Annotated in this window: 19 protein-coding genes; 14 read left to right on the top strand and 5 right to left on the bottom strand. The window is 63.7% G+C overall.

Annotation, left to right across the window (positions count from 1 at the left end):
• Positions 1 to 159 precede the first annotated feature (159 nt).
• From mdcA to madM, 9 genes are all read left to right on the top strand, one after another.
• On the top strand, positions 160 to 1,830 hold the full coding sequence (mdcA, locus tag MOQ67_RS29640; protein WP_448675757.1) for a malonate decarboxylase subunit alpha: 1,671 nt from the start codon (positions 160 to 162) through the stop codon (positions 1,828 to 1,830).
• Positions 1,831 to 2,679: a triphosphoribosyl-dephospho-CoA synthase gene (locus MOQ67_RS29635; RefSeq protein ID WP_448675756.1), complete on the top strand. Its 849-nt coding sequence runs from the start codon at positions 1,831 to 1,833 to the stop codon at positions 2,677 to 2,679.
• Positions 2,679 to 2,978, top strand: coding sequence for a malonate decarboxylase subunit delta (locus MOQ67_RS29630; RefSeq protein ID WP_017844987.1), 300 nt, complete (start codon positions 2,679 to 2,681; stop codon positions 2,976 to 2,978). Before MOQ67_RS29635 ends, MOQ67_RS29630 begins: the two co-directional genes overlap by 1 nt.
• Positions 2,971 to 3,813: a biotin-independent malonate decarboxylase subunit beta gene (locus MOQ67_RS29625; protein ID WP_102617732.1), complete on the top strand. Its 843-nt coding sequence runs from the start codon at positions 2,971 to 2,973 to the stop codon at positions 3,811 to 3,813. Before MOQ67_RS29630 ends, MOQ67_RS29625 begins: the two co-directional genes overlap by 8 nt.
• Entirely contained in the window at positions 3,810 to 4,580 is a 771-nt protein-coding gene (gene mdcE / locus MOQ67_RS29620; RefSeq protein WP_017844985.1) for a biotin-independent malonate decarboxylase subunit gamma, read from the top strand. Before MOQ67_RS29625 ends, mdcE begins: the two co-directional genes overlap by 4 nt.
• Positions 4,574 to 5,170 carry a malonate decarboxylase holo-ACP synthase gene (locus tag MOQ67_RS29615; protein WP_448675755.1) on the top strand — a complete coding sequence of 199 codons (597 nt, stop codon included), beginning with the start codon at positions 4,574 to 4,576 and terminating at the stop codon, positions 5,168 to 5,170. Before mdcE ends, MOQ67_RS29615 begins: the two co-directional genes overlap by 7 nt.
• Positions 5,167 to 6,066 (top strand): malonate decarboxylase subunit epsilon, encoded by a 900-nt coding sequence (mdcH, locus tag MOQ67_RS29610; RefSeq protein ID WP_448675754.1) that lies wholly within the window; start codon positions 5,167 to 5,169, stop codon positions 6,064 to 6,066. Before MOQ67_RS29615 ends, mdcH begins: the two co-directional genes overlap by 4 nt.
• Positions 6,067 to 6,132: 66 nt before the next feature.
• Positions 6,133 to 6,546: a malonate transporter subunit MadL gene (madL, locus tag MOQ67_RS29605; protein ID WP_017844982.1), complete on the top strand. Its 414-nt coding sequence runs from the start codon at positions 6,133 to 6,135 to the stop codon at positions 6,544 to 6,546.
• A 1-nt stretch (position 6,547) separates the two neighbouring features.
• Positions 6,548 to 7,312 (top strand): malonate transporter subunit MadM, encoded by a 765-nt coding sequence (gene madM, locus MOQ67_RS29600; protein WP_017844981.1) that lies wholly within the window; start codon positions 6,548 to 6,550, stop codon positions 7,310 to 7,312.
• 106 nt (positions 7,313 to 7,418) lie between these two features.
• Here the strand turns inward: madM and MOQ67_RS29595 are convergent, their stop codons facing one another.
• Positions 7,419 to 8,339: a LysR family transcriptional regulator gene (locus MOQ67_RS29595; RefSeq protein ID WP_017844980.1), complete on the bottom strand. Its 921-nt coding sequence runs from the start codon at positions 8,337 to 8,339 to the stop codon at positions 7,419 to 7,421.
• A 144-nt stretch (positions 8,340 to 8,483) separates the two neighbouring features.
• Between MOQ67_RS29595 and trhA the strand changes: the two genes are divergently transcribed.
• A complete protein-coding gene (gene trhA / locus MOQ67_RS29590) occupies positions 8,484 to 9,101 on the top strand; it encodes a PAQR family membrane homeostasis protein TrhA (RefSeq protein WP_017844979.1) in 618 nt (205 codons plus the stop codon).
• 141 nt (positions 9,102 to 9,242) lie between these two features.
• Here the strand turns inward: trhA and MOQ67_RS29585 are convergent, their stop codons facing one another.
• On the bottom strand, positions 9,243 to 10,145 hold the full coding sequence (locus MOQ67_RS29585) for a LysR family transcriptional regulator (protein WP_017844978.1): 903 nt from the start codon (positions 10,143 to 10,145) through the stop codon (positions 9,243 to 9,245).
• Between the two features lie 107 nt (positions 10,146 to 10,252).
• Here MOQ67_RS29585 and MOQ67_RS29580 point away from each other — a divergent pair, with 107 nt between their 5' ends.
• Together MOQ67_RS29580 and MOQ67_RS29575 are read left to right on the top strand one after the other, a co-directional pair.
• Positions 10,253 to 11,494: a D-amino acid dehydrogenase gene (locus MOQ67_RS29580; RefSeq protein WP_448675753.1), complete on the top strand. Its 1,242-nt coding sequence runs from the start codon at positions 10,253 to 10,255 to the stop codon at positions 11,492 to 11,494.
• Positions 11,495 to 11,521: 27 nt separating this feature from the next.
• Positions 11,522 to 12,424, top strand: a complete 903-nt coding sequence (locus tag MOQ67_RS29575; protein ID WP_102617729.1) for a transporter substrate-binding domain-containing protein — start codon at positions 11,522 to 11,524, stop codon at positions 12,422 to 12,424.
• Positions 12,425 to 12,442: 18 nt separating this feature from the next.
• Here the strand turns inward: MOQ67_RS29575 and MOQ67_RS29570 are convergent, their stop codons facing one another.
• Positions 12,443 to 13,162, bottom strand: coding sequence for a 16S rRNA (uracil(1498)-N(3))-methyltransferase (locus MOQ67_RS29570; protein ID WP_017844975.1), 720 nt, complete (start codon positions 13,160 to 13,162; stop codon positions 12,443 to 12,445).
• Between the two features lie 39 nt (positions 13,163 to 13,201).
• A complete protein-coding gene (locus MOQ67_RS29565) occupies positions 13,202 to 14,608 on the bottom strand; it encodes an adenosylmethionine--8-amino-7-oxononanoate transaminase (RefSeq protein WP_057003944.1) in 1,407 nt (468 codons plus the stop codon).
• Between the two features lie 272 nt (positions 14,609 to 14,880).
• Here MOQ67_RS29565 and MOQ67_RS29560 point away from each other — a divergent pair, with 272 nt between their 5' ends.
• Complete coding sequence (locus tag MOQ67_RS29560; protein ID WP_017844973.1) at positions 14,881 to 15,432, top strand: cytochrome b; 552 nt, start codon at positions 14,881 to 14,883, stop codon at positions 15,430 to 15,432.
• Positions 15,433 to 15,464: 32 nt separating this feature from the next.
• A complete protein-coding gene (locus tag MOQ67_RS29555; RefSeq protein WP_017844972.1) occupies positions 15,465 to 16,061 on the top strand; it encodes a YceI family protein in 597 nt (198 codons plus the stop codon).
• Positions 16,062 to 16,207: 146 nt separating this feature from the next.
• On the opposite strand, the gene MOQ67_RS29550 is transcribed toward MOQ67_RS29555, so the two are convergent.
• A complete protein-coding gene (locus tag MOQ67_RS29550) occupies positions 16,208 to 18,118 on the bottom strand; it encodes a DEAD/DEAH box helicase (protein WP_079444860.1) in 1,911 nt (636 codons plus the stop codon).
• Between the last annotated feature and the right edge of the window lie 150 nt (positions 18,119 to 18,268).

Below are 18,268 nucleotides of genomic sequence, written 5' to 3'. Positions count from 1 at the left end.
TGGGCTGCTTTGGGGGGCATGTTGCTCCCCATTAGGCTTAACCCCGTGTCTGTCGTCGATTCATTACTCCAGCCGTAACGATCCGCCGCCCAGCTTGATTGATGCCCCTTTGAATCACTCCTAAGGTACAGCCCACGACAGCAAACCCGTGGAGCGACCATGACAACAATAATTACCCCCGACTCGCGCTGGACGCGGCGGCGCGACGAGAAGCAGCGGCGGCTCGGGCTGGTCAAGCAGTATGCGGATGGGGTCGTGCTGCCCAGCGACAAAATCGTTGAGGCCCTCGAAGCCCTGATTCTCCCCGGCGACCGCGTGGTGCTGGAGGGCAATAACCAGAAGCAGGCGGATTTCCTCTCGCGCTCCCTGGCCAAGGCTGACCCGGCCAAGCTCCACGATTTGCACATGATCATGCCCAGTGTCGGCCGGTCCGAGCACTTGGACCTGTTTGAAAAGGGCATCGCGCGCAAGCTCGACTTCTCTTTCGCCGGCACCCAATCCCTGCGCATCAGCCAGTTGCTGGAAGACGGCCTGCTGGAAATCGGCGCGATCCACACCTACATCGAACTCTATGCCCGGCTGGTGGTGGACCTGATCCCCAATGTGGTGCTCTCGGCCGGTTTCATGGCCGACCGCGCCGGTAATATCTACACCGGCGCGAGTACCGAAGACACCCCGGCGCTGATCGAGCCGGCAGCGTTCAGCGATGGCATTGTCATTGTGCAGGTCAATCAGTTGGTGGATGACGTCACCGACTTGCCCCGCGTCGACATCCCGGCCAGTTGGGTCGACTTCGTGGTGGTGGCCGACAAGCCGTTCTACATCGAACCGCTGTTCACCCGTGATCCGCGCCACATCAAGCCGGTGCATGTGCTGATGGCGATGATGGCAATCCGCGGCATCTACGAAAAACACAATGTGCAGTCGCTCAACCACGGCATCGGCTTCAATACCGCCGCCATCGAATTGATCCTGCCCACCTACGGCGAATCCCTGGGCCTTAAGGGCAAGATCTGCCGCAACTGGACCCTCAACCCGCACCCCACGCTGATCCCCGCCATCGAAAGCGGCTGGGTCGAAAGCGTGCATTGCTTCGGCACTGAACTGGGCATGGAGCACTACATCGCCGCCCGCCCGGATGTGTTCTTCACCGGCCGCGACGGTTCCATGCGCTCCAACCGCATGTTTTGCCAACTGGCCGGCCAATACGCGGTGGACCTGTTTATCGGCGCCACCCTGCAAGTCGACGGCGACGGGCATTCCTCCACGGTCACCCGCGGGCGCCTCGCCGGTTTCGGCGGCGCACCGAACATGGGCCACGACCCGCGTGGCCGCCGCCATGGCACCCCGGCCTGGCTCGACATGCGTCACGAGGATGCTCCCGAAGCACTCTTGGAGCGCGGCAAAAAGCTCGTGGTGCAAATGGTCGAGACGTTCCAGGAAGGCGGCAAACCGACCTTCGTCAGCACCCTCGACGCGGTGGAGGTGGCGCGCAAAAGCGGCATGCCCCTGGCACCGATCATGATCTACGGTGACGACGTCACCCACTTGCTCACCGAAGAAGGCATTGCCTACCTGTACAAGGCGCGCTCCCTGGAAGAGCGCCAGGCGATGATCGCCGCCGTCGCCGGGGTGACCGCCATCGGCATGCGCCATAACCCCAAGGACACCGCGCGCATGCGCCGTGAAGGCCTGATCGCCTGGCCCGAAGACCTCGGCATCCGCCGCACCGACGCCACCCGCGAGTTGTTGGCCGCCAAGAGCGTGGCCGACCTGGTGGAGTGGTCCGGCGGTTTGTACAACCCTCCCGCCAAGTTCAGGAGCTGGTAAATGCGCGCCCTCAAACTGCACCCACTCAGCGTTGCCGAACGCCTGGCGGACCTGGCCGTCGACGCCCTGATCGACGAAGCCGACCTGTCGCCCAAACCGGCCCTGGTGGACCGTCGTGGCAACGGCGCCCACCGCGATTTGCACCTGGGCCTGATGCATGCCTCGGCGCTGTCGCTGTGGCCGATGTTCCTGGCAATGGCCGAAGCCGCCCGCGATATCGGTGAAGTCGGCTTGCCCCTGCGCGAAGCCCTCGGCCGCATCGGTCGTGAGGGTGAACAGGCGATGCTCGTCACCACCCTCGGCGTGAACACCCATCGCGGTGCGATCTGGGCCCTCGGCTTACTCACTGCGGCAGCGGCATTGGAACCCCAATCCCTTCACCCGAATGCCGTAACCCTGACAGCGGCAAAACTGGCCCTGCTCGACGATCGCCATGCCCCGCAACCCATGAGCCACGGCGCGCAGGTGGCGCAACGCTACGGCGCACGCGGTGCCCGTGAGGAAGCCCAGCAGGGTTTCCCCTCGGTGCTGCAACGCGGCCTGCCGCAACTGCACAAAAGCCGCCAGCAACAGGCCGGTGAACAGAACGCGCGCCTGGATGCGTTGCTCGCGATCATGACCGCCCTGGCCGACACCTGCGTGCTCTACCGCGCCGGCACTGCGGGCCTGCACGCCATGCAACACGGCGCCCAAGCGGTGCTCGACGCAGGCGGCAGCGCGACCCTGGCCGGTCGCCGCCACCTGCACGAACTCGACCAACAGCTGTTGGCCCTGAATGCCTCCCCCGGCGGCGCCGCCGACCTGTTGGCCGCCTGCCTGTTTATCGACCGCCTCGATGGAGCGTTTTGATGGAAACCTTATCCTTTGAATTTCCCGCCGGGCAACCGCCCAAAGGTCGCGCGCTGGTGGGGTGTGTCGGTTCGGGCGACCTCGAAGTGCTGCTGGAACCGGGCACGCCCGGCATCCTGAGCATTCAGGTAGAGACCTCGGTGAATGGCGCCGAACAGCGCTGGCAGCACCTGTTCGAGCGGATCTTCCAGGAGCACACGCCGCCCGCGTTGAACATTGATATCCACGACTTCGGTGCCACGCCCGGCGTGGTGCGCCTGCGCCTGGAACAAGGCTTCGAGGAGATCGGCCATGACTGACTTGCTCAGCAAACACAGCTTCGTCGAACTGGGCGCACGGCAGCGGGCCAAGGCCTTGTTGGACGCAGGTTCTTACCGTGAACTGATCGACCCGTTCGAGCGGGTCATGTCGCCCTGGCTCAGCCGTCAGGGCGTGGTGCCCCAGGCCGACGACGGTGTGGTGATCGCCAAAGGCAACATCGCCGGCAAGCCGGTGGTGATCGCCGCGATCGAAGGCAACTTCCAGGGCGGCAGCCTCGGTGAGGTCGGCGGCGCAAAAATCGCCGGTGCCCTTGAACTGGCGGCCGAAGACAACCGCAACGGCATTCCGACCCGCGCCGTGCTGCTGCTGGAAACCGGTGGCGTGCGCCTGCAGGAAGCCAACCTGGGCCTGGCGGCGATTGCCGATATCCACGCCGCGATTGTCGATCTGCGCCAGTATCAGCCGGTGATCGGCGTGGTGGCGGGCAGCGTCGGTTGCTTTGGCGGGATGTCCATCGCCGCCGGGCTGTGCAGCTATCTGCTGGTGACCCGCGAAGCGCGCCTGGGCTTGAACGGTCCGCAGGTGATCGAGCAGGAAGCCGGCCTGGATGAATACGATTCCCGCGACCGGCCCTTTATCTGGAGCCTGACCGGCGGCGAACAACGCTTCAACAGCGGCTTGGCCGACCGTTACGTGGCGGATGATGTCGCGCAGATTCAGCAGACCGTCAGCGCGCTATTGCAGCTCGGCTTGCCCGCCCAACAACGCAGTCGCCGCGCCGACTTCTATCTGGCGCGCCTGGCTGAACTGGACGCCGAACCGCAAATCGACCCGGCGACGGTTCGCGATCTGTATCAGGGAGAACACTCATGAGAGGCTTGCAGTGGTTCAACGCGTTGAGTGCCGGCGCCCAACCCGTGGAAGGGTTGCCGGACTCGCTGAAAGTCGCTGATGGCGTATTGGGTGAACACAAGGTGCGCTTTATCGCCGTGGTCCCTGACGCGCAAAACCGCTTCCCTCGCGCACGCAATGGCGAAGTCGGCCTGCTCGAAGGCTGGGGGTTGGCCAAAGTCGTGGATGAAGCCATTGCGAGCGGCGACCAGCGCCCGTTGATCGCCATCGTCGATGTGCCGAGCCAGGCCTATGGCCGTCGCGAAGAAGCCCTCGGCATCCATCAAGCCCTGGCCGCCGCGGTCGACAGCTACGCTCGCGCCCGTCTGGCCGGGCACCCGGTGATCGGGTTGTTGGTGGGCAAGGCCATGTCCGGCGCGTTCCTCGCCCACGGCTACCAGGCCAACCGCCTGATCGCCCTGCGCGACCCCGGCGTGATGGTTCACGCCATGGGCAAGGCCTCGGCGGCGCGGGTGACCCTGCGCAGCGTCGAAGAGCTCGAAGCCCTGGCCGCCAGTGTGCCGCCGATGGCCTATGACATCGACAGTTATGCCAGCCTCGGTTTGCTCTGGGAGACCTTGTCGGTCAGCCAGATTGAACAGCCGACGAAGGACGATGTGGCGCGGGTCAGCGACTGCCTGGTCAGTGCGATCAAGGATGTCGATGGCCGCGATTTGAGCGGTCGCCTGGGTGCGCCCCATCGCGCCGCCTCCAGCCATGTGCGCCAACTGCTGCGGGCGCAATGGTGAACGCCCACGACCTGCTCTGGGGCATGACCCCGGCGCATGTGCCTGCCGATGCGCCGGCCTGGGTGCTGGAGGCGCTCGGCGCCGGGCAGCCGGTGGTGGTCCGCCGCGCCATTGCGCAACCGGGCCAGGTGGCGGTCGGCGTGCGCGGGCGTTTGCGCGAGCAGCGTTTCGCCGCGCAGATGCCGCTGGCGCTGGTGCGCCGGCGCGTGACGCCGCAAGCCCTGCGCGAGGTGACATCGCCACGGGATTTGCCGGCATTGCAGGCGCTGGCTCAACTGCGGCCGCTGCTGGCGCAGAAGGATTGGGGCGTCAGCGGCAGTGCGGGTTTTGAATTGGCCACGGGCATCGAAGCGCTGCATGACGCCAGCGATCTGGATTTGATCCTGCACACCCCCGAGCCGCTGGAGCGACGCGACGCCGGGGACTTGCTGGCGATCCTGGACACGGTGGTCTGCGCCGTGGACCTGCAACTGCAAACCCCGTTTGGCGCCGTCGCCTTGCGCGAATGGGCCGGCTCGTCACGTCGCGTATTACTCAAAACCGCCAGCGGCGCGCACCTGGTCATCGATCCCTGGCAGGCGCTGATATGAGCAGCCTGCTGGTATTTCCGGGGCAGGGCGCGCAACGCCCTGGCATGCTTCTGCATTTGCCCGCGTCGGTGCTGGACGAAGCCAGCGAGGCCTTGGCTGAAGACGTTCGCCCACTCGACTCTGCGCGAGCCTTGGCCAGTACCCGCGCTGTGCAGTTGTGTCTGTTGATTGCGGGTGTGGCCCATGCGCGCCTGTTGGCGCGCACGCCGGACTATGTGGCGGGTTTGTCCATCGGTGCTTACCCGGCGGCGGTGATTGCCGGTGCCCTGGACTTTGCCGACGCCGTCCGGCTGGTCAGCCTGCGTGGCGAACTGATGCAGCAGGCTTATCCACAGGGCTACGGTATGACCGCCCTGATCGGCCCGGATTTATCCACTGTCGAAACCCTGCTGGCCGACATCCATAGCCCCGAAACCCCGGTGTACCTGGCCAATATCAACGCCGACAACCAGACGGTGATCGCCGGCAGCGATGAAGCGATGCAGCGTGTCGCCCAGCGCGTCAAAGGCAACGGCATCGCCAAGCGCCTGGCCGTCAGCGTGCCGTCCCATTGCGCGCTGCTGGAGCGCCCGGCCCAGGTGCTGGCTGAAGCGTTCGTCACGCTCAATGCACCGCGCATCAGCTACTTGAGCAGTACCCGGGCGCGGCCGATCCGCGACCCTGCGCAATTGCGCGACGACCTGGCCTTCAACATGTGCCGCGTCGTCGACTGGCGCGGCACCGTGCAAAGCGCCTATGAGCGCGGCGTGCGCCTGCAGATCGAACTGCCCCCCGGCGCCGTTCTCACCGGCTTGTCACGCCGCGTGTTCGAACACGGCACGGTGATCGCCTGCGAAGGTGCGCGCCTGGACACCTTGCAGGCCCTGCTGGAAGAGGAGGAGCGCCGCCACCGATAAAGCACCACCCAAGGCTTTCGAAGCACAACAACAAAAAATCGATCGAGCACTTTGAGGACAACAACAATGATTATTTACGGTGTGGCATTGCTGGCGATCTGCACGCTCGCGGGCGTGATCATGGGCGACATGCTTGGCGTGTTGCTCGGCGTCAAATCCAACGTGGGCGGGGTGGGCATCGCGATGATCCTGCTGATCTGCGCACGGCTGTGGATGCACAAACGCGGCGGTATGACCAAGGATTGCGAAATGGGCGTCGGCTTCTGGGGCGCGATGTACATCCCCGTGGTGGTGGCGATGGCCGCGCAACAAAATGTGGTCACCGCTCTGCACGGCGGCCCGGTCGCGGTGCTCGCGGCGATTGGTTCGGTGGTGGTGTGTGGTTGCACCATCGCGTTGATCAGCCGCACGCACAAGGGCGAACCGCTGCCCGATGAAGAACCGCTGATCACACCGACACCTGTCGTGGGAGGCCGCTGATATGTGGGCTCTCATTGAAAAGGGTTTGGAGCATAACGGCCTGGTCACCGCCTTTGCGTTCGTGGGCGTGGTGATGTGGATTTCCGTGGTGCTGTCCAAGCGTCTGACGTTCGGGCGCGTTCACGGCTCGGCGATTGCCATCGTGATCGGCCTGGTGCTGGCCTGGGTCGGCGGCACCATGACCGGCGGGCAAAAAGGCCTGGCGGATATATCGCTGTTCTCCGGCATCGGCCTGATGGGCGGCGCGATGCTGCGCGACTTCGCCATCGTCGCCACGGCGTTTGAAGTGCAAGCCACCGAAGCGCGCAAGGCCGGGATGATCGGTGTGATTGCGCTGCTGCTGGGCACGATCCTGCCGTTTATCGTCGGTGCAAGCATGGCTTGGGTGTTCGGTTATCGCGATGCGATCAGCATGACCACCATCGGCGCCGGCGCCGTGACCTACATCGTCGGCCCGGTGACCGGTGCGGCGATCGGCGCGACCTCGGATGTGATGGCGCTGTCGATTGCCACTGGCTTGATCAAGGCGATTCTGGTGATGGTCGGCACGCCGGTTGCGGCGCGTTGGATGGGCCTGGATAACCCGCGTTCGGCGATGGTGTTCGGTGGGCTGGCCGGTACGGTGAGTGGCGTGACGGCGGGGCTGGCGGCGACGGATCGGCGCCTGGTGCCGTATGGCGCGCTGACCGCGACGTTCCACACCGGGCTTGGCTGTTTGCTCGGGCCTTCGTTGCTGTACTTCATTGTGCGAGGGTTGGTGGGCTGACTTTGGGGTGTTGCGGTGATTGGGCTGGCGCTATCGGGGGCAAGCCCCCTCCCACATTTGGAGTGCGTTTCAATGTGGGAGGGGGCTTGCCCCCGATGACGGTCTGTCAGGCTGTCACCTGCCGATTGGCATACATCCGACACTCCGCCAATAACGCCAGCAAATTCGGATCACGCTCCTTGGCCTTCAAGAACACCACCCCGATATGCTGCTGCAACCGATACCGGGGTTGCAGCGGTATCAGCTTCACGCGGTTCTCATACACCGCCGCAATCCGCCCCGGCAGCAGCGCATAACCGACCCCCGAACTGACCATGCTCAGCAGGGTGAAGATGTCATTGACCTGCATCGCCACCTTCGGCTCGAACCCCGCTTGCTTGAACACACGGTTGCCGTCCTGGTGGGTGGCGAAGCCTTGGGTGAGGGTGATGAACGTGGCGTCGCGCACGTCGGCCAGGTCGATCTGCTGGTCGCGGTCGAAGGGCGAGTCGGCGGGCGTGGCGAGGAAGATGTCGTCGGAGAACAACGCGATCTGTTCGCAATCGGGGTCGTTGGCGCGTTCGTCGAGGGAGATCAGGATCGCGTCGACTTCCATGTTCTTGAGCTTATACAGCAGGTCGAAGTTGGAGCCGAGGATCAGGTCGATGTTGAGTTCGCTGCGGCGCAGTTTCAGGCCCATGATCAGTTGCGGCACGGTTTTCACCGTCAGCGAATACAGCGAGCCGAGCTTGAAACGTTCGGCGGAGAAGCCGGCGGCTTCACGGGTCAGGCGGATGCTGTCGACTGCGTCCTGCACCAGCTTTTGTGCGCGCTCTTCGAGCACGTAGGCGCTTTCCAGCGGGGTGAGGTTGCGGCCTTCATGCTTGAACAGCGGGCAGCGCAGGGCGTTTTCCAGGGAGTGGATGGCGCGGTGTACGCTGACGTTGCTGGTTTGCAGCTCGGCAGCGGCGCGGGCCAGGTTGCCGGTACGCATGAAGGCCAGGAAGATTTCCAGCTTTTTGAGGGTGAACTCTTCGTCGATCAACATGGCCGTGGCTCTTGTTCGAATGCTGCCGATTGTGCGCGCAAAACCGTGCGGCGTCGCCGGAACGTCATAAGGCCCTTGCACTCTGATGCGCAAGGCGGGACGCTTGTCAGCCAGCGGTCAACGGTTACGGGAGGTCAGTGACAGATGTACCACGGGGAACGATTCAACGCCTGGAGCCATTTGCTCGGTGCAGTCGCGGCGTGTGTGGGCGCGGTGTGGATGTTGGTGGTGGCGAGCCTGGACGGCAGCCCCTGGAAGATTGTCAGCGTGGCGATTTATGGGTTTACGTTGATGGTGCTGTACAGCGCGTCGACGGTGTATCACAGCGTGCAGGGGCGGCGAAAAGCGATCATGCAGAAGGTCGATCACTTTTCGATCTACCTGTTGATCGCCGGCAGTTACACGCCGTTTTGCCTGGTCAGTTTAAGAGGGCCGTGGGGCTGGACGTTGTTCGGGATCGTGTGGGGGCTGGCGGTGATCGGCATTCTGCAGGAGATCAAACCGCGTTCTGAAGCACGGGTTCTGTCGATCGTGATCTATGCGGTGATGGGCTGGATCGTGCTGGTGGCGGTCAAGCCGCTGATCGCCGCGCTGGGCACGGCGGGGTTTATCTGGCTGGCGGCGGGCGGGGTGTTGTACACCGTCGGCATTATCTTTTTTGCCCTGGAGGATCGCCTGCGGCATTCCCATGGGATCTGGCATCTGTTTGTGATCGGCGGCAGTTTGCTGCATTTCGTGGCGATCATGCATTACGTGCTCTAACGCACGACGCGGTCTAAAAAAATGTGGGAGGGGGCTTGCCCTCGATGGCGGTGTGTCAGTTGGCAAATATGCTGGCTGAACCACAGCCATCGGGGGCAAGCCCCCTCCCACATTGGTTCTTCAGTGGGGTGAGGGCGCTGACTACAGGCGTTCGAGCAACTCCCGGGCACGCTCACCGAAGATCTGCAGCAGGTTGGCCAACATGTGCGGCGGCGGTTCGTCGGCGCGGGTCAGGGCGTACAGGGTGATCGGCAGCGGCGGTGTGAGCGTGCGGATGCAGGTGGTCGCCGTCGACGCGCCGAGGGCGGTGAAGGGGTCGATGACGGTCAGGCCGGCGCCGGATTCGACCATCGCGCGAGCCAGGGAGTAGGTCTGCACCGAGAGGCTCACCCGTGGTGGCGGGTCGACTTTCTCCAGGTAACTGTCGAGCTTTGCCGCCAACGGGTCGGCGCTGGACAGGCCAATCAACGGCGCTCCCGCCAGCTCCGCCAACGGCAGCGGCTGGCGGGTTTGTGCGTCGCTCCAATAGCCCTTGGACGCCAGCGCGACCAAGGCTCCGTTGGCCAGCACTTGGGTGGTGAGCCCCGGGTGGCCGGCGAAGTTGAGGGTCAGCGCCAGGTCGATTTCGCGCATCAACAGCTTCTGCACCAACTCGCGGCTATGGTCGCTGGACAGTTCGCAGGCGATGTCCGGGTAAGCGCGTTTCCACTGCAGAATCGCCGGTGGCAGCAACGACAGCGCCAGCGCCGGGATCGCGCCGATCCGCACACTCTGCGCCGGCGACCGGCGCAGACTCTTGGCCAGGCGCCTTACGCCTTGCAGGCTTTCGCTGACTTTCTCGACTTCGCGTTCCAACGCCAGGGCTTCTGGCGTGGGCTGCAATTTGCCGCGCACGCGCAGAAACAGCGGGAAGCCCAGTTGCAACTCGGCGTGCTGCAACACTTTGCTCACCGCCGGTTGCGAAACGTGCAGCAATTGCGCGGCGGCGCTGATGGAGCCGGTCTGGCGGATGGCCTGGAAGATTTCGATATGACGCAAGCGCATGGCGAGTCCATAACCTTTGCTTATAGGTGACCCATCTTTATTCATTGTCGCGGGCCTGTCACCTGCCCCTACGCTTGAGCCGTCTTATTCAACGGCGAGGAGCGGGGATGGCCAGGCAGGTTTGTATCATTGGGGGTGGGGTCATCGGCCTGGCAAGCGCCTACGCGCTGGTGCGCGCCGGGCATGATGTGACGCTGATCGACGCGCGCGACACCCTGGGCAGCGAAACCAGTTTCGCCAACGGTGGGCAGTTGTCGTATCGCTACGTTGCGCCGCTGGCCGATGCCGGCGTGCCGCTGCAAGCGCTTGGCTGGCTGCTGCGCGGTGATTCGCCATTGAAGCTGCGCCCGCGCCTCGACCCGCAGCAATGGCGCTGGATGGCGGCGTTCCTCGGCGCCTGCCGTGGCTCGGTGAACCGGCGCAATGCCGCCCACCTGCTGCGCCTGGCGAGCCTGAGCCAGGCCACCTTGGAGCAGTGGCGCGAGGATGATCGTCTGGACGGCTTCGACTGGCGGCGCAACGGCAAGCTGGTGACGTTTCGCAACGCCGACACCTTCGAGCATGCGCGCCGCAAGGTCACGGATATCCTGCAACAGCAGGTGCTGTCGGCGGCCGATTGCACCCGCCTGGAGCCAGCGCTGGCGAGCGGTGGTTTTGTCGGTGGGATCTACACGCCGAACGAGGAAGTGGCCGATTGTCACGCCTTCTGCCAACGCCTGGCGGCGCGCCTGCAAGCGTCGGGGCATTGTCGCTTCTTGCTGGGGCGCAAGGTCACCGGGATCCGTCACAGCGCCGGTGCGGTGCAGGCCATTGAGTTGGGCGAGGAGGTAATGCCGGTCGAGCAACTGGTCCTCGCCGCCGGGCATCGCAGCGCTGAGTTGGGGTTGCCGGGGCTGGCGCTGCCGCTGTATCCGCTCAAGGGCTACAGCCTGAGCGTGCCGATTGGCGCGCAGCATCGGGCGCCGAATGTGAGCATCACCGACTACGACCGCAAGATCGTGTACGCCCGGATCGGCGAGCAATTGCGGGTGGCGGCGATGGTCGATATCGTCGGTTTCGACGCCGGCCTCGAGCCCAAGCGGCTCGCGTTGATCAGGCGCCAGGCGGTCGAGACATTCCCCTTGGCCGGCGACTACGCCCACGCGGTCGAATGGGCCGGCATGCGTCCCGCCACGCCGACCGGGGTGCCGCTGATCGGCGCCAGTGCCTATCGCAACCTGTGGCTGAACCTGGGCCATGGCGCGCTCGGTTTTACCCTGGCCTGCGGCAGCGGCCAACTGCTGGCCGAACTGATCAGCCAGCACATGCCATCAATTGATATGCAGGGCCTGGCGCCCCGCGCCGCTTGAATCGTCACACACCAACGGAGAATAACAATGAGAAAAATCCTGTTGACCGGTTGCACCCTGGGGCTTTTGTTCGGCGCGCCGGTTCAGGCGAATGAACCGCCGGCAGAGGGCACGTTGAGTAAGATCGCCAGCACCAAGTCCATCACCTTGGGTTATCGCGATGCGTCGGTGCCGTTTTCCTACGTGGGCGACCAGAGCGGCAAGCCCATGGGCTATTCGGTGGACCTGGCCAACAAGATTGTCGAGCGCATCCAGCAGAAAACCGGGGTGGCCAACCTTAGCGTGAAGTACAACCTGGTGACTTCCCAGACCCGTATCCCGCTGGTGCAGAACGGCACCGTCGACCTGGAGTGCGGTTCTACCGGGGTGACCGCCGAGCGGCAGAAGCAGGTGGCGTTTTCCTACGGCTTCATCTACGTGAAGGGGCAACTGCTGACGGCGAAAGACAGTGGCATCCAAGGCTTCGCCGACCTCAAGGGCAAGAACGTGGTGACGACCGCCGGCACCACCAACGAACGCTTCCTCAAAAGTTACAACGCCGAGCACAACGGCAACCTGTCGGTGATCAGCGCCAAGGACCATGGCGAAGCCTTCAAGATGCTCGAGACCGGCCGCGCAGCCGCGTTCTATATGGACGATGCGTTGCTCTACGGCGAGCGCGCCAAGGCCAGGGACCCGCATCGCTGGGTGGTGGTGGGCGAGGAGCAGTCGCGGGAGATCTACAGCTGCATGGTGCGCAAGGACGATCCGCAGTTTCTCGCGGTGGTCAACGACACCTTGGGCGATCTGTACCGCACCGGTGAGATCAACGGGATTTACCGGCGCTGGTTTGAACAGCCGATCCCACCGAAGGGCCTGAACCTGGAGTTTCCGATGACCGCCGAGTTGAAGGCGATCTTCGCCACGCCGGTCAGCGACCCGGTGGAATAAACCCGCTCCTCGGGCCGGTCAGAAGTCGCCCCACAGTTGTTGGGCGACGGCCAGCGCGACGACCGGCGCGGTTTCGGTGCGCAACACGCGCGGGCCGAGGCGGGCGGCGTGGAAGCCGGCGTCTTGGGCGGTGTCGACTTCAGGGTCGGTCAAGCCGCCTTCGGGCCCGATCAGGAACGCCAGGCTCGATGGCTTGGCATGGCTGACCATCGGCTCGGCCACCGGGTGCAGCACCAGCTTCAGGTCCGCCTCGGTCTGCTTCAGCCAATCGGCCAGTAGCAGCGGTGGATGAATCACCGGCACCGTCGAGCGCCCGCATTGCTCGCAGGCGCTGATTGCCACCTGGCGCCAGTGCAGCAGGCGTTTGTCGGCGCGTTCGTCCTTGAGGCGCACTTCGCAGCGTTCGCTGAAAATCGGCGTGATGGCGTTGACGCCCAGTTCGGTGGCTTTCTGAATCGCCCAATCCATCCGCTCGCCGCGGGACAGGCCCTGGCCGAGGTGAATGTGCAGCGGCGATTCGGCCTGCCCGGCGAATTGCTCGGTCAGTTGCACGCTGACGTGTTTTTTACCGACCTCCAGCAACGTGCCGCGAAACTCCTGGCCGGAACCGTCGAACAATTGCACGGCATCGCCTTCGCCCATGCGCAGCACGCGGCTGATGTAGTGCGCCTGGGCTTCAGGCAATTCGTGATCGCCGAGGCTCAGCGGGGTGTCGGTGAAAAAGCGGGACAGTCTCATGTCTGTTCTCTGGAAAAAATACAAAGCTTGAAGGGCAAATCAACCTGGATCGCGAAAGCCTGGGTGGAAGTCTTTGGGCACGGCAACGCTCACCTTGCTGTTGGTGGCGATATCGATCCCTTCGCTGGCCACTTCCGCCAAAAAGTCGATCTGCTCCGGCGTAATCACATACGGCGGCAGGAAGTACACCACGCTGCCCAACGGCCGCAGCAGCGCGCCGCGCGCCAGGGCGTGCTCGAACACCTTCAGGCCACGGCGTTCCTGCCAGGGGTAGGCGGTCTTGGTGGCTTTGTCCTGGACCATCTCGATGGCCAGCACCATGCCGGTCTGGCGCACTTCTGACACATGGGGGTGGTCCGCCAGGTGCGCGGTGGCCGTGGCCATGCGCTGGGCCAGGGCCTTGTTGTTTTCGATGACGTTGTCTTCTTCGAAAATATCCAGGGTCGCCAGGGCCGCTGCGCACGCCAGCGGGTTGCCGGTGTAGCTGTGGGAATGCAGGAAGGCGCGCAGGGTCGGGTAGTCGTCGTAGAAGGCGCTGTAGACATCTTCGGTGGTGACCACCGCCGCCAGCGGCAGGTAGCCGCCGGTGAGGGCCTTGGACAGGCACAGGAAGTCCGGGCGGATGCCGGCTTGTTCACAGGCGAACATGCTGCCGGTGCGGCCGAAGCCCACGGCGATTTCGTCGTGGATCAGGTGTACGCCGTAGCGGTCGCAGGCTTCGCGCAGCAGCTTGAGGTATACCGGGTGGTACATACGCATGCCGCCGGCGCCCTGGATCAGCGGTTCGACGATTACGGCGGCGACTGTGTCGTGGTTGTCCGCCAGGGTCTGTTCCATGGCCAGGAACATGTTGCGCGAGTGTTCTTCCCAGCTCATGCCCTCGGGGCGCAGGTAGCAGTCCGGGCTTGGCACCTTGATGGTGTCGAGCAGCAGCGCTTTGTAGGTTTCGGTGAACAGCGGCACGTCGCCCACCGACATCGCGGCGATGGTTTCGCCGTGGTAGCTGTTGGTCAGGGTGACGAAGCGTTTTTTGTTCGGCAGGCCGCGGTTGAGCCAATAGTGAAAGCTCATCTTCAACGCGACTTCGATGCACGACGAACCGTTATCGGCGTAGAAGCACCGGGTCAGGCCTGCGGGCGTCATCGCCACCAGGCGCTCGGACAGTTCGATCACCGGCTGGTGGCTGAAACCGGCGAGGATCACGTGTTCCAGCTGGTCGACCTGGTCTTTGATGCGTTGGTTGATGCGCGGGTTGGCGTGGCCGAACACGTTGACCCACCAGGAGCTGACGGCGTCGAGGTAGCGCTTGCCTTCGAAGTCTTCCAGCCACACGCCTTCACCGCGCTTGATCGGGATCAGCGGCAGTTGCTGGTGGTCTTTCATCTGGGTGCAGGGATGCCACAGCACCGCAAGGTCGCGTTGCATCCACTGGTTGTTCAAGCCCATCGTCTATCTCCTCGAAGCGGTCCTGCGCCCGGCGCAGGTGAAACAATCGCGCAAGCCTATGCAATGGAGGCCCGTGTCACAAGCCATTGTGGGGCAATTCGCAGTAAACACAGGACGGTCTGTCACGTTTCTTAGGAATAGTCTTAATCCCTCGTTAACGTATTGTGCCTAGGCTTATGATCATATTTCTCGATATTTCAAAGCAAAAAATTGCGCTTTAATTCGATAGGTAAATCGTTAGTCTTGAGCACAGTTCTTACGGGATTAAGTACATGCAGCTACGTAACTCACCAGCCCGCTACGGCTGGGTCAGCATGGTATTGCACTGGGGCGTGGCCCTGGTGGTGTTTGGTCTATTCGCCCTGGGCTTGTGGATGGTCGGTCTCGACTACTACAGCGCATGGCGCAAAGACGCGCCGGATCTGCACAAAAGCATAGGCATCACGCTGTTCGCCATCATGCTGGTGCGTATCGTCTGGCGCCTGATCAGCCCGCCGCCACCGGCGCTGGCCAGCTACAGCCGGCTGACGCGGATCGGTGCTGCATTTGGCCATGGGTTCCTTTATGTCGGCTTGTTTGCCGTGATGATCGCCGGTTACCTGATTTCCACCGCGGACGGTGTGGGTATCCCGGTGTTTGGCCTGTTTGAGATTCCTGCCTTGGTTTCCGGCTTGCCGGACCAGGCAGACACCGCAGGCGTGGTGCATCTGTACCTCGCCTGGGTGCTGGTGGTTTTCGCCGGCCTGCACGGCGTGGCCGCGTTGAAACACCACTTTATCGATCGTGATGCGACCCTCACGCGAATGCTGGGGCGCAAAGCCTGATGTTCAACCTCGACTCACAAGGAATAGAAAGCATGTTGAAAAAGACACTCGCTGCTCTGGCAATCGGTTCTGCTCTGCTGTCCGCAGGCCAGGTGATGGCCGCTGACTATGTTGTCGACAAAGAAGGCCAGCACGCCTTCGTCGACTTCAAGATCAGCCACTTGGGCTACAGCTTCATCACCGGTACGTTCAAGGACCTGGACGGCAAGTTCAGCTTCGATGCCGCCAAGCCTGAAGACAGCAAGATTGAGTTCAACGTCCGCACCGCCAGCGTGTTCACCAACCACGCTGAGCGTGACAAGCACATCTCCAGCAAAGACTTCCTGGACGTTGGCAAGTTTGCCGATGCCAAGTTCGTCTCCACCAGTGTTAAAACCACCGGTAAGAATGCTGCGGGCCAAGTCACTGCCGACGTGACCGGCGACCTGACCCTGCACGGCGTGACCAAGCCGATCGTCGTCAAGGCCACCTTCCTGGGTGAAGGCAAGGATCCATGGGGCGGCTACCGTGCCGGTTTTGAAGGCACTACCAGCTTCAATCGCCAAGACTTCGGCAAGCAGATGGACCTGGGCCCAGCGTCCAACAATGTTGAGCTGTACGTGACGTTTGAAGGTGTGAAAGCGAAGTAACGCTTCACTTGTTGGAGCGAGCTTGCTCGCGAAAAACGTAGAGACACCGCGTTTTTTCAGGCTGCCAGCGTTATCGTTGACGACCTTCGCGAGCAAGCTCGCTCCTACAGGCAAAAAAAACCGTATCTCGCGATACGGGTTTTTTTTTATGCTTCGCGGTTGCGGGTCAGCAGCGCTGGTTTTTCACCACGAGGACGGCCTGGCAGCTGATCCAGCTGCTCTGGTGTCGGGAAGCGGTCGGCTTTCGACTCCTTGTGGATGATCTTCGGCGCAGGGCCGCCGCGCGGGTTCTGCACCGCTGGCTCGGACAAGCGTGGCTGGTCGTCACGGGCCGGGCGGCGGTTGTTGCTGCGCGAGTCTTCGCGACGCGCTTGGCCATCACGCGGTGCGCCGTTACGCGGGCCGCTGCGCTTGGCCGGTGGCGTACCGGTGGTGCCGCCGCTGCTGTTGCGCGGGCCGTTCTGACGCGCGCCCTGTGGCTGGCCGCCACGCGGTGCGCCAGTGCCAGCGCCCGGAGCCGGAGCGCCTGGACGACGGCCACGGCCCTGGGCCGGTTTGGCCTGGGGCACGTAGTCGACGCGGTTACCGAAGTTATCCACATCGTCGTCGAGGAACTCGTCCGGCGCGCGGTCGGCGCTGGCGCGTGGCGGCTGGCTTGGCTGGCTTGGCTGGCTCGGCTGACGCTGTTCGCGGGCCGGGGTGCCTTCGCGGGGCTTCTGCTCGCGGGCCGGGCGTTCGCCACGGCCGTTGGTCGGCGCTTTTTCCTTGCCGCCCTTGTCCTTGCCCTTGTCGCGACGACCGCCACCACCACCGCCGCCGTTCGGGCCATCGCCCTTCGGACCGCGTGGGTTGCGTGGGTTACGCACGTCCGGACGCTCGCGCACCTCAGGCTTCTCGGCCTCAACGGTGCTGGCATCGAAGCCCATCAGGTCGCCGTCGGCGATTTTCTGCTTGGTCATGCGCTCGATGCTTTTCAGCAGTTTTTCTTCGTCCGGCGCAACCAGGGAGATGGCTTCGCCCGAACGACCGGCACGGCCGGTACGGCCGATACGGTGTACGTAGTCTTCGTCGACGTTAGGCAGCTCGAAGTTGACCACGTGCGGCAGTTGGTCGATATCCAGGCCGCGTGCGGCGATATCGGTGGCCACCAGGATGCGTACTTCACCGGCCTTGAAGTCGGCCAGCGCTTTGGTGCGCGCGTTCTGGCTCTTGTTGCCGTGGATGGCGACGGCGGTGAGGCCGTGCTTGTCCAGGTACTCGGCCAGGCGGTTGGCGCCGTGCTTGGTGCGGGTGAACACCAGCACTTGTTCCCACGCGCCGTGGGTGATCAGGTGCGCCAGCAACGAACGCTTGTGGCTGGCGGCCAGGCGGAACACGCGTTGTTCGATACGCTCGACCGTGGTGTTCGGCGGCGTGACCTCGATGCGCTCCGGGTTGTGCAGCAACTTGCCGGCCAGGGCGGTGATGTCGTTGGAGAACGTTGCCGAGAACAGCAGGTTCTGACGTTTGGCCGGCAGGCGGGCGAGGACCTTTTTCACGTCATGGACAAAGCCCATGTCGAGCATGCGGTCGGCTTCGTCGAGCACGAGGATTTCCACGTGGGACAAATCGACGCTGCCTTGGCCGCACAGGTCGAGCAGGCGACCCGGGCAGGCGACGAGGACGTCAACGCCACGGGACATGGCCTGAACCTGTGGGTTCATGCCGACGCCGCCGAAGATGCAGGCGCTGACGAACTTCAGGTCGCGGGCATACAGCTTGAAGCTGTCGTGCACTTGGGCGGCGAGTTCGCGGGTAGGGGTCAGGACCAGTACGCGCGGTTGGCGCGGGCCATGACGCTGGGACTTGTCCGGGTGACCATTGGGGAACAACCGCTCCAGAATCGGGAGGGCGAAGCCGCCGGTTTTACCAGTACCTGTCTGAGCCGCAACCATCAGGTCGCGACCTTGCAACACGGCGGGAATAGCCCGCTGTTGCACCGGAGTAGGCTCGGTATAGCCCGCTGCCTCGATGGCGCGGACTAAAGCCTCGGAGAGACCGAGGGAAGCAAAGGACATGAGTAATCCTGTTTTAGTTAGGGCTTGGCCCAAAGGGATAATCTTGCCGGGCGTGAATGGCGCTTAGGGGAGCGCAACCCCGTCCGGTCCTGCTGCGTCTGGCGGACACTCCAATGGCTCGCGCGGGCCGCAAAGCTGCGCAGTAGCTGG

It is taken from the genome of Pseudomonas sp. LY-1 (genome assembly GCF_053502595.1).
This window is presented reverse-complemented; position numbering and strand designations above follow the sequence as displayed.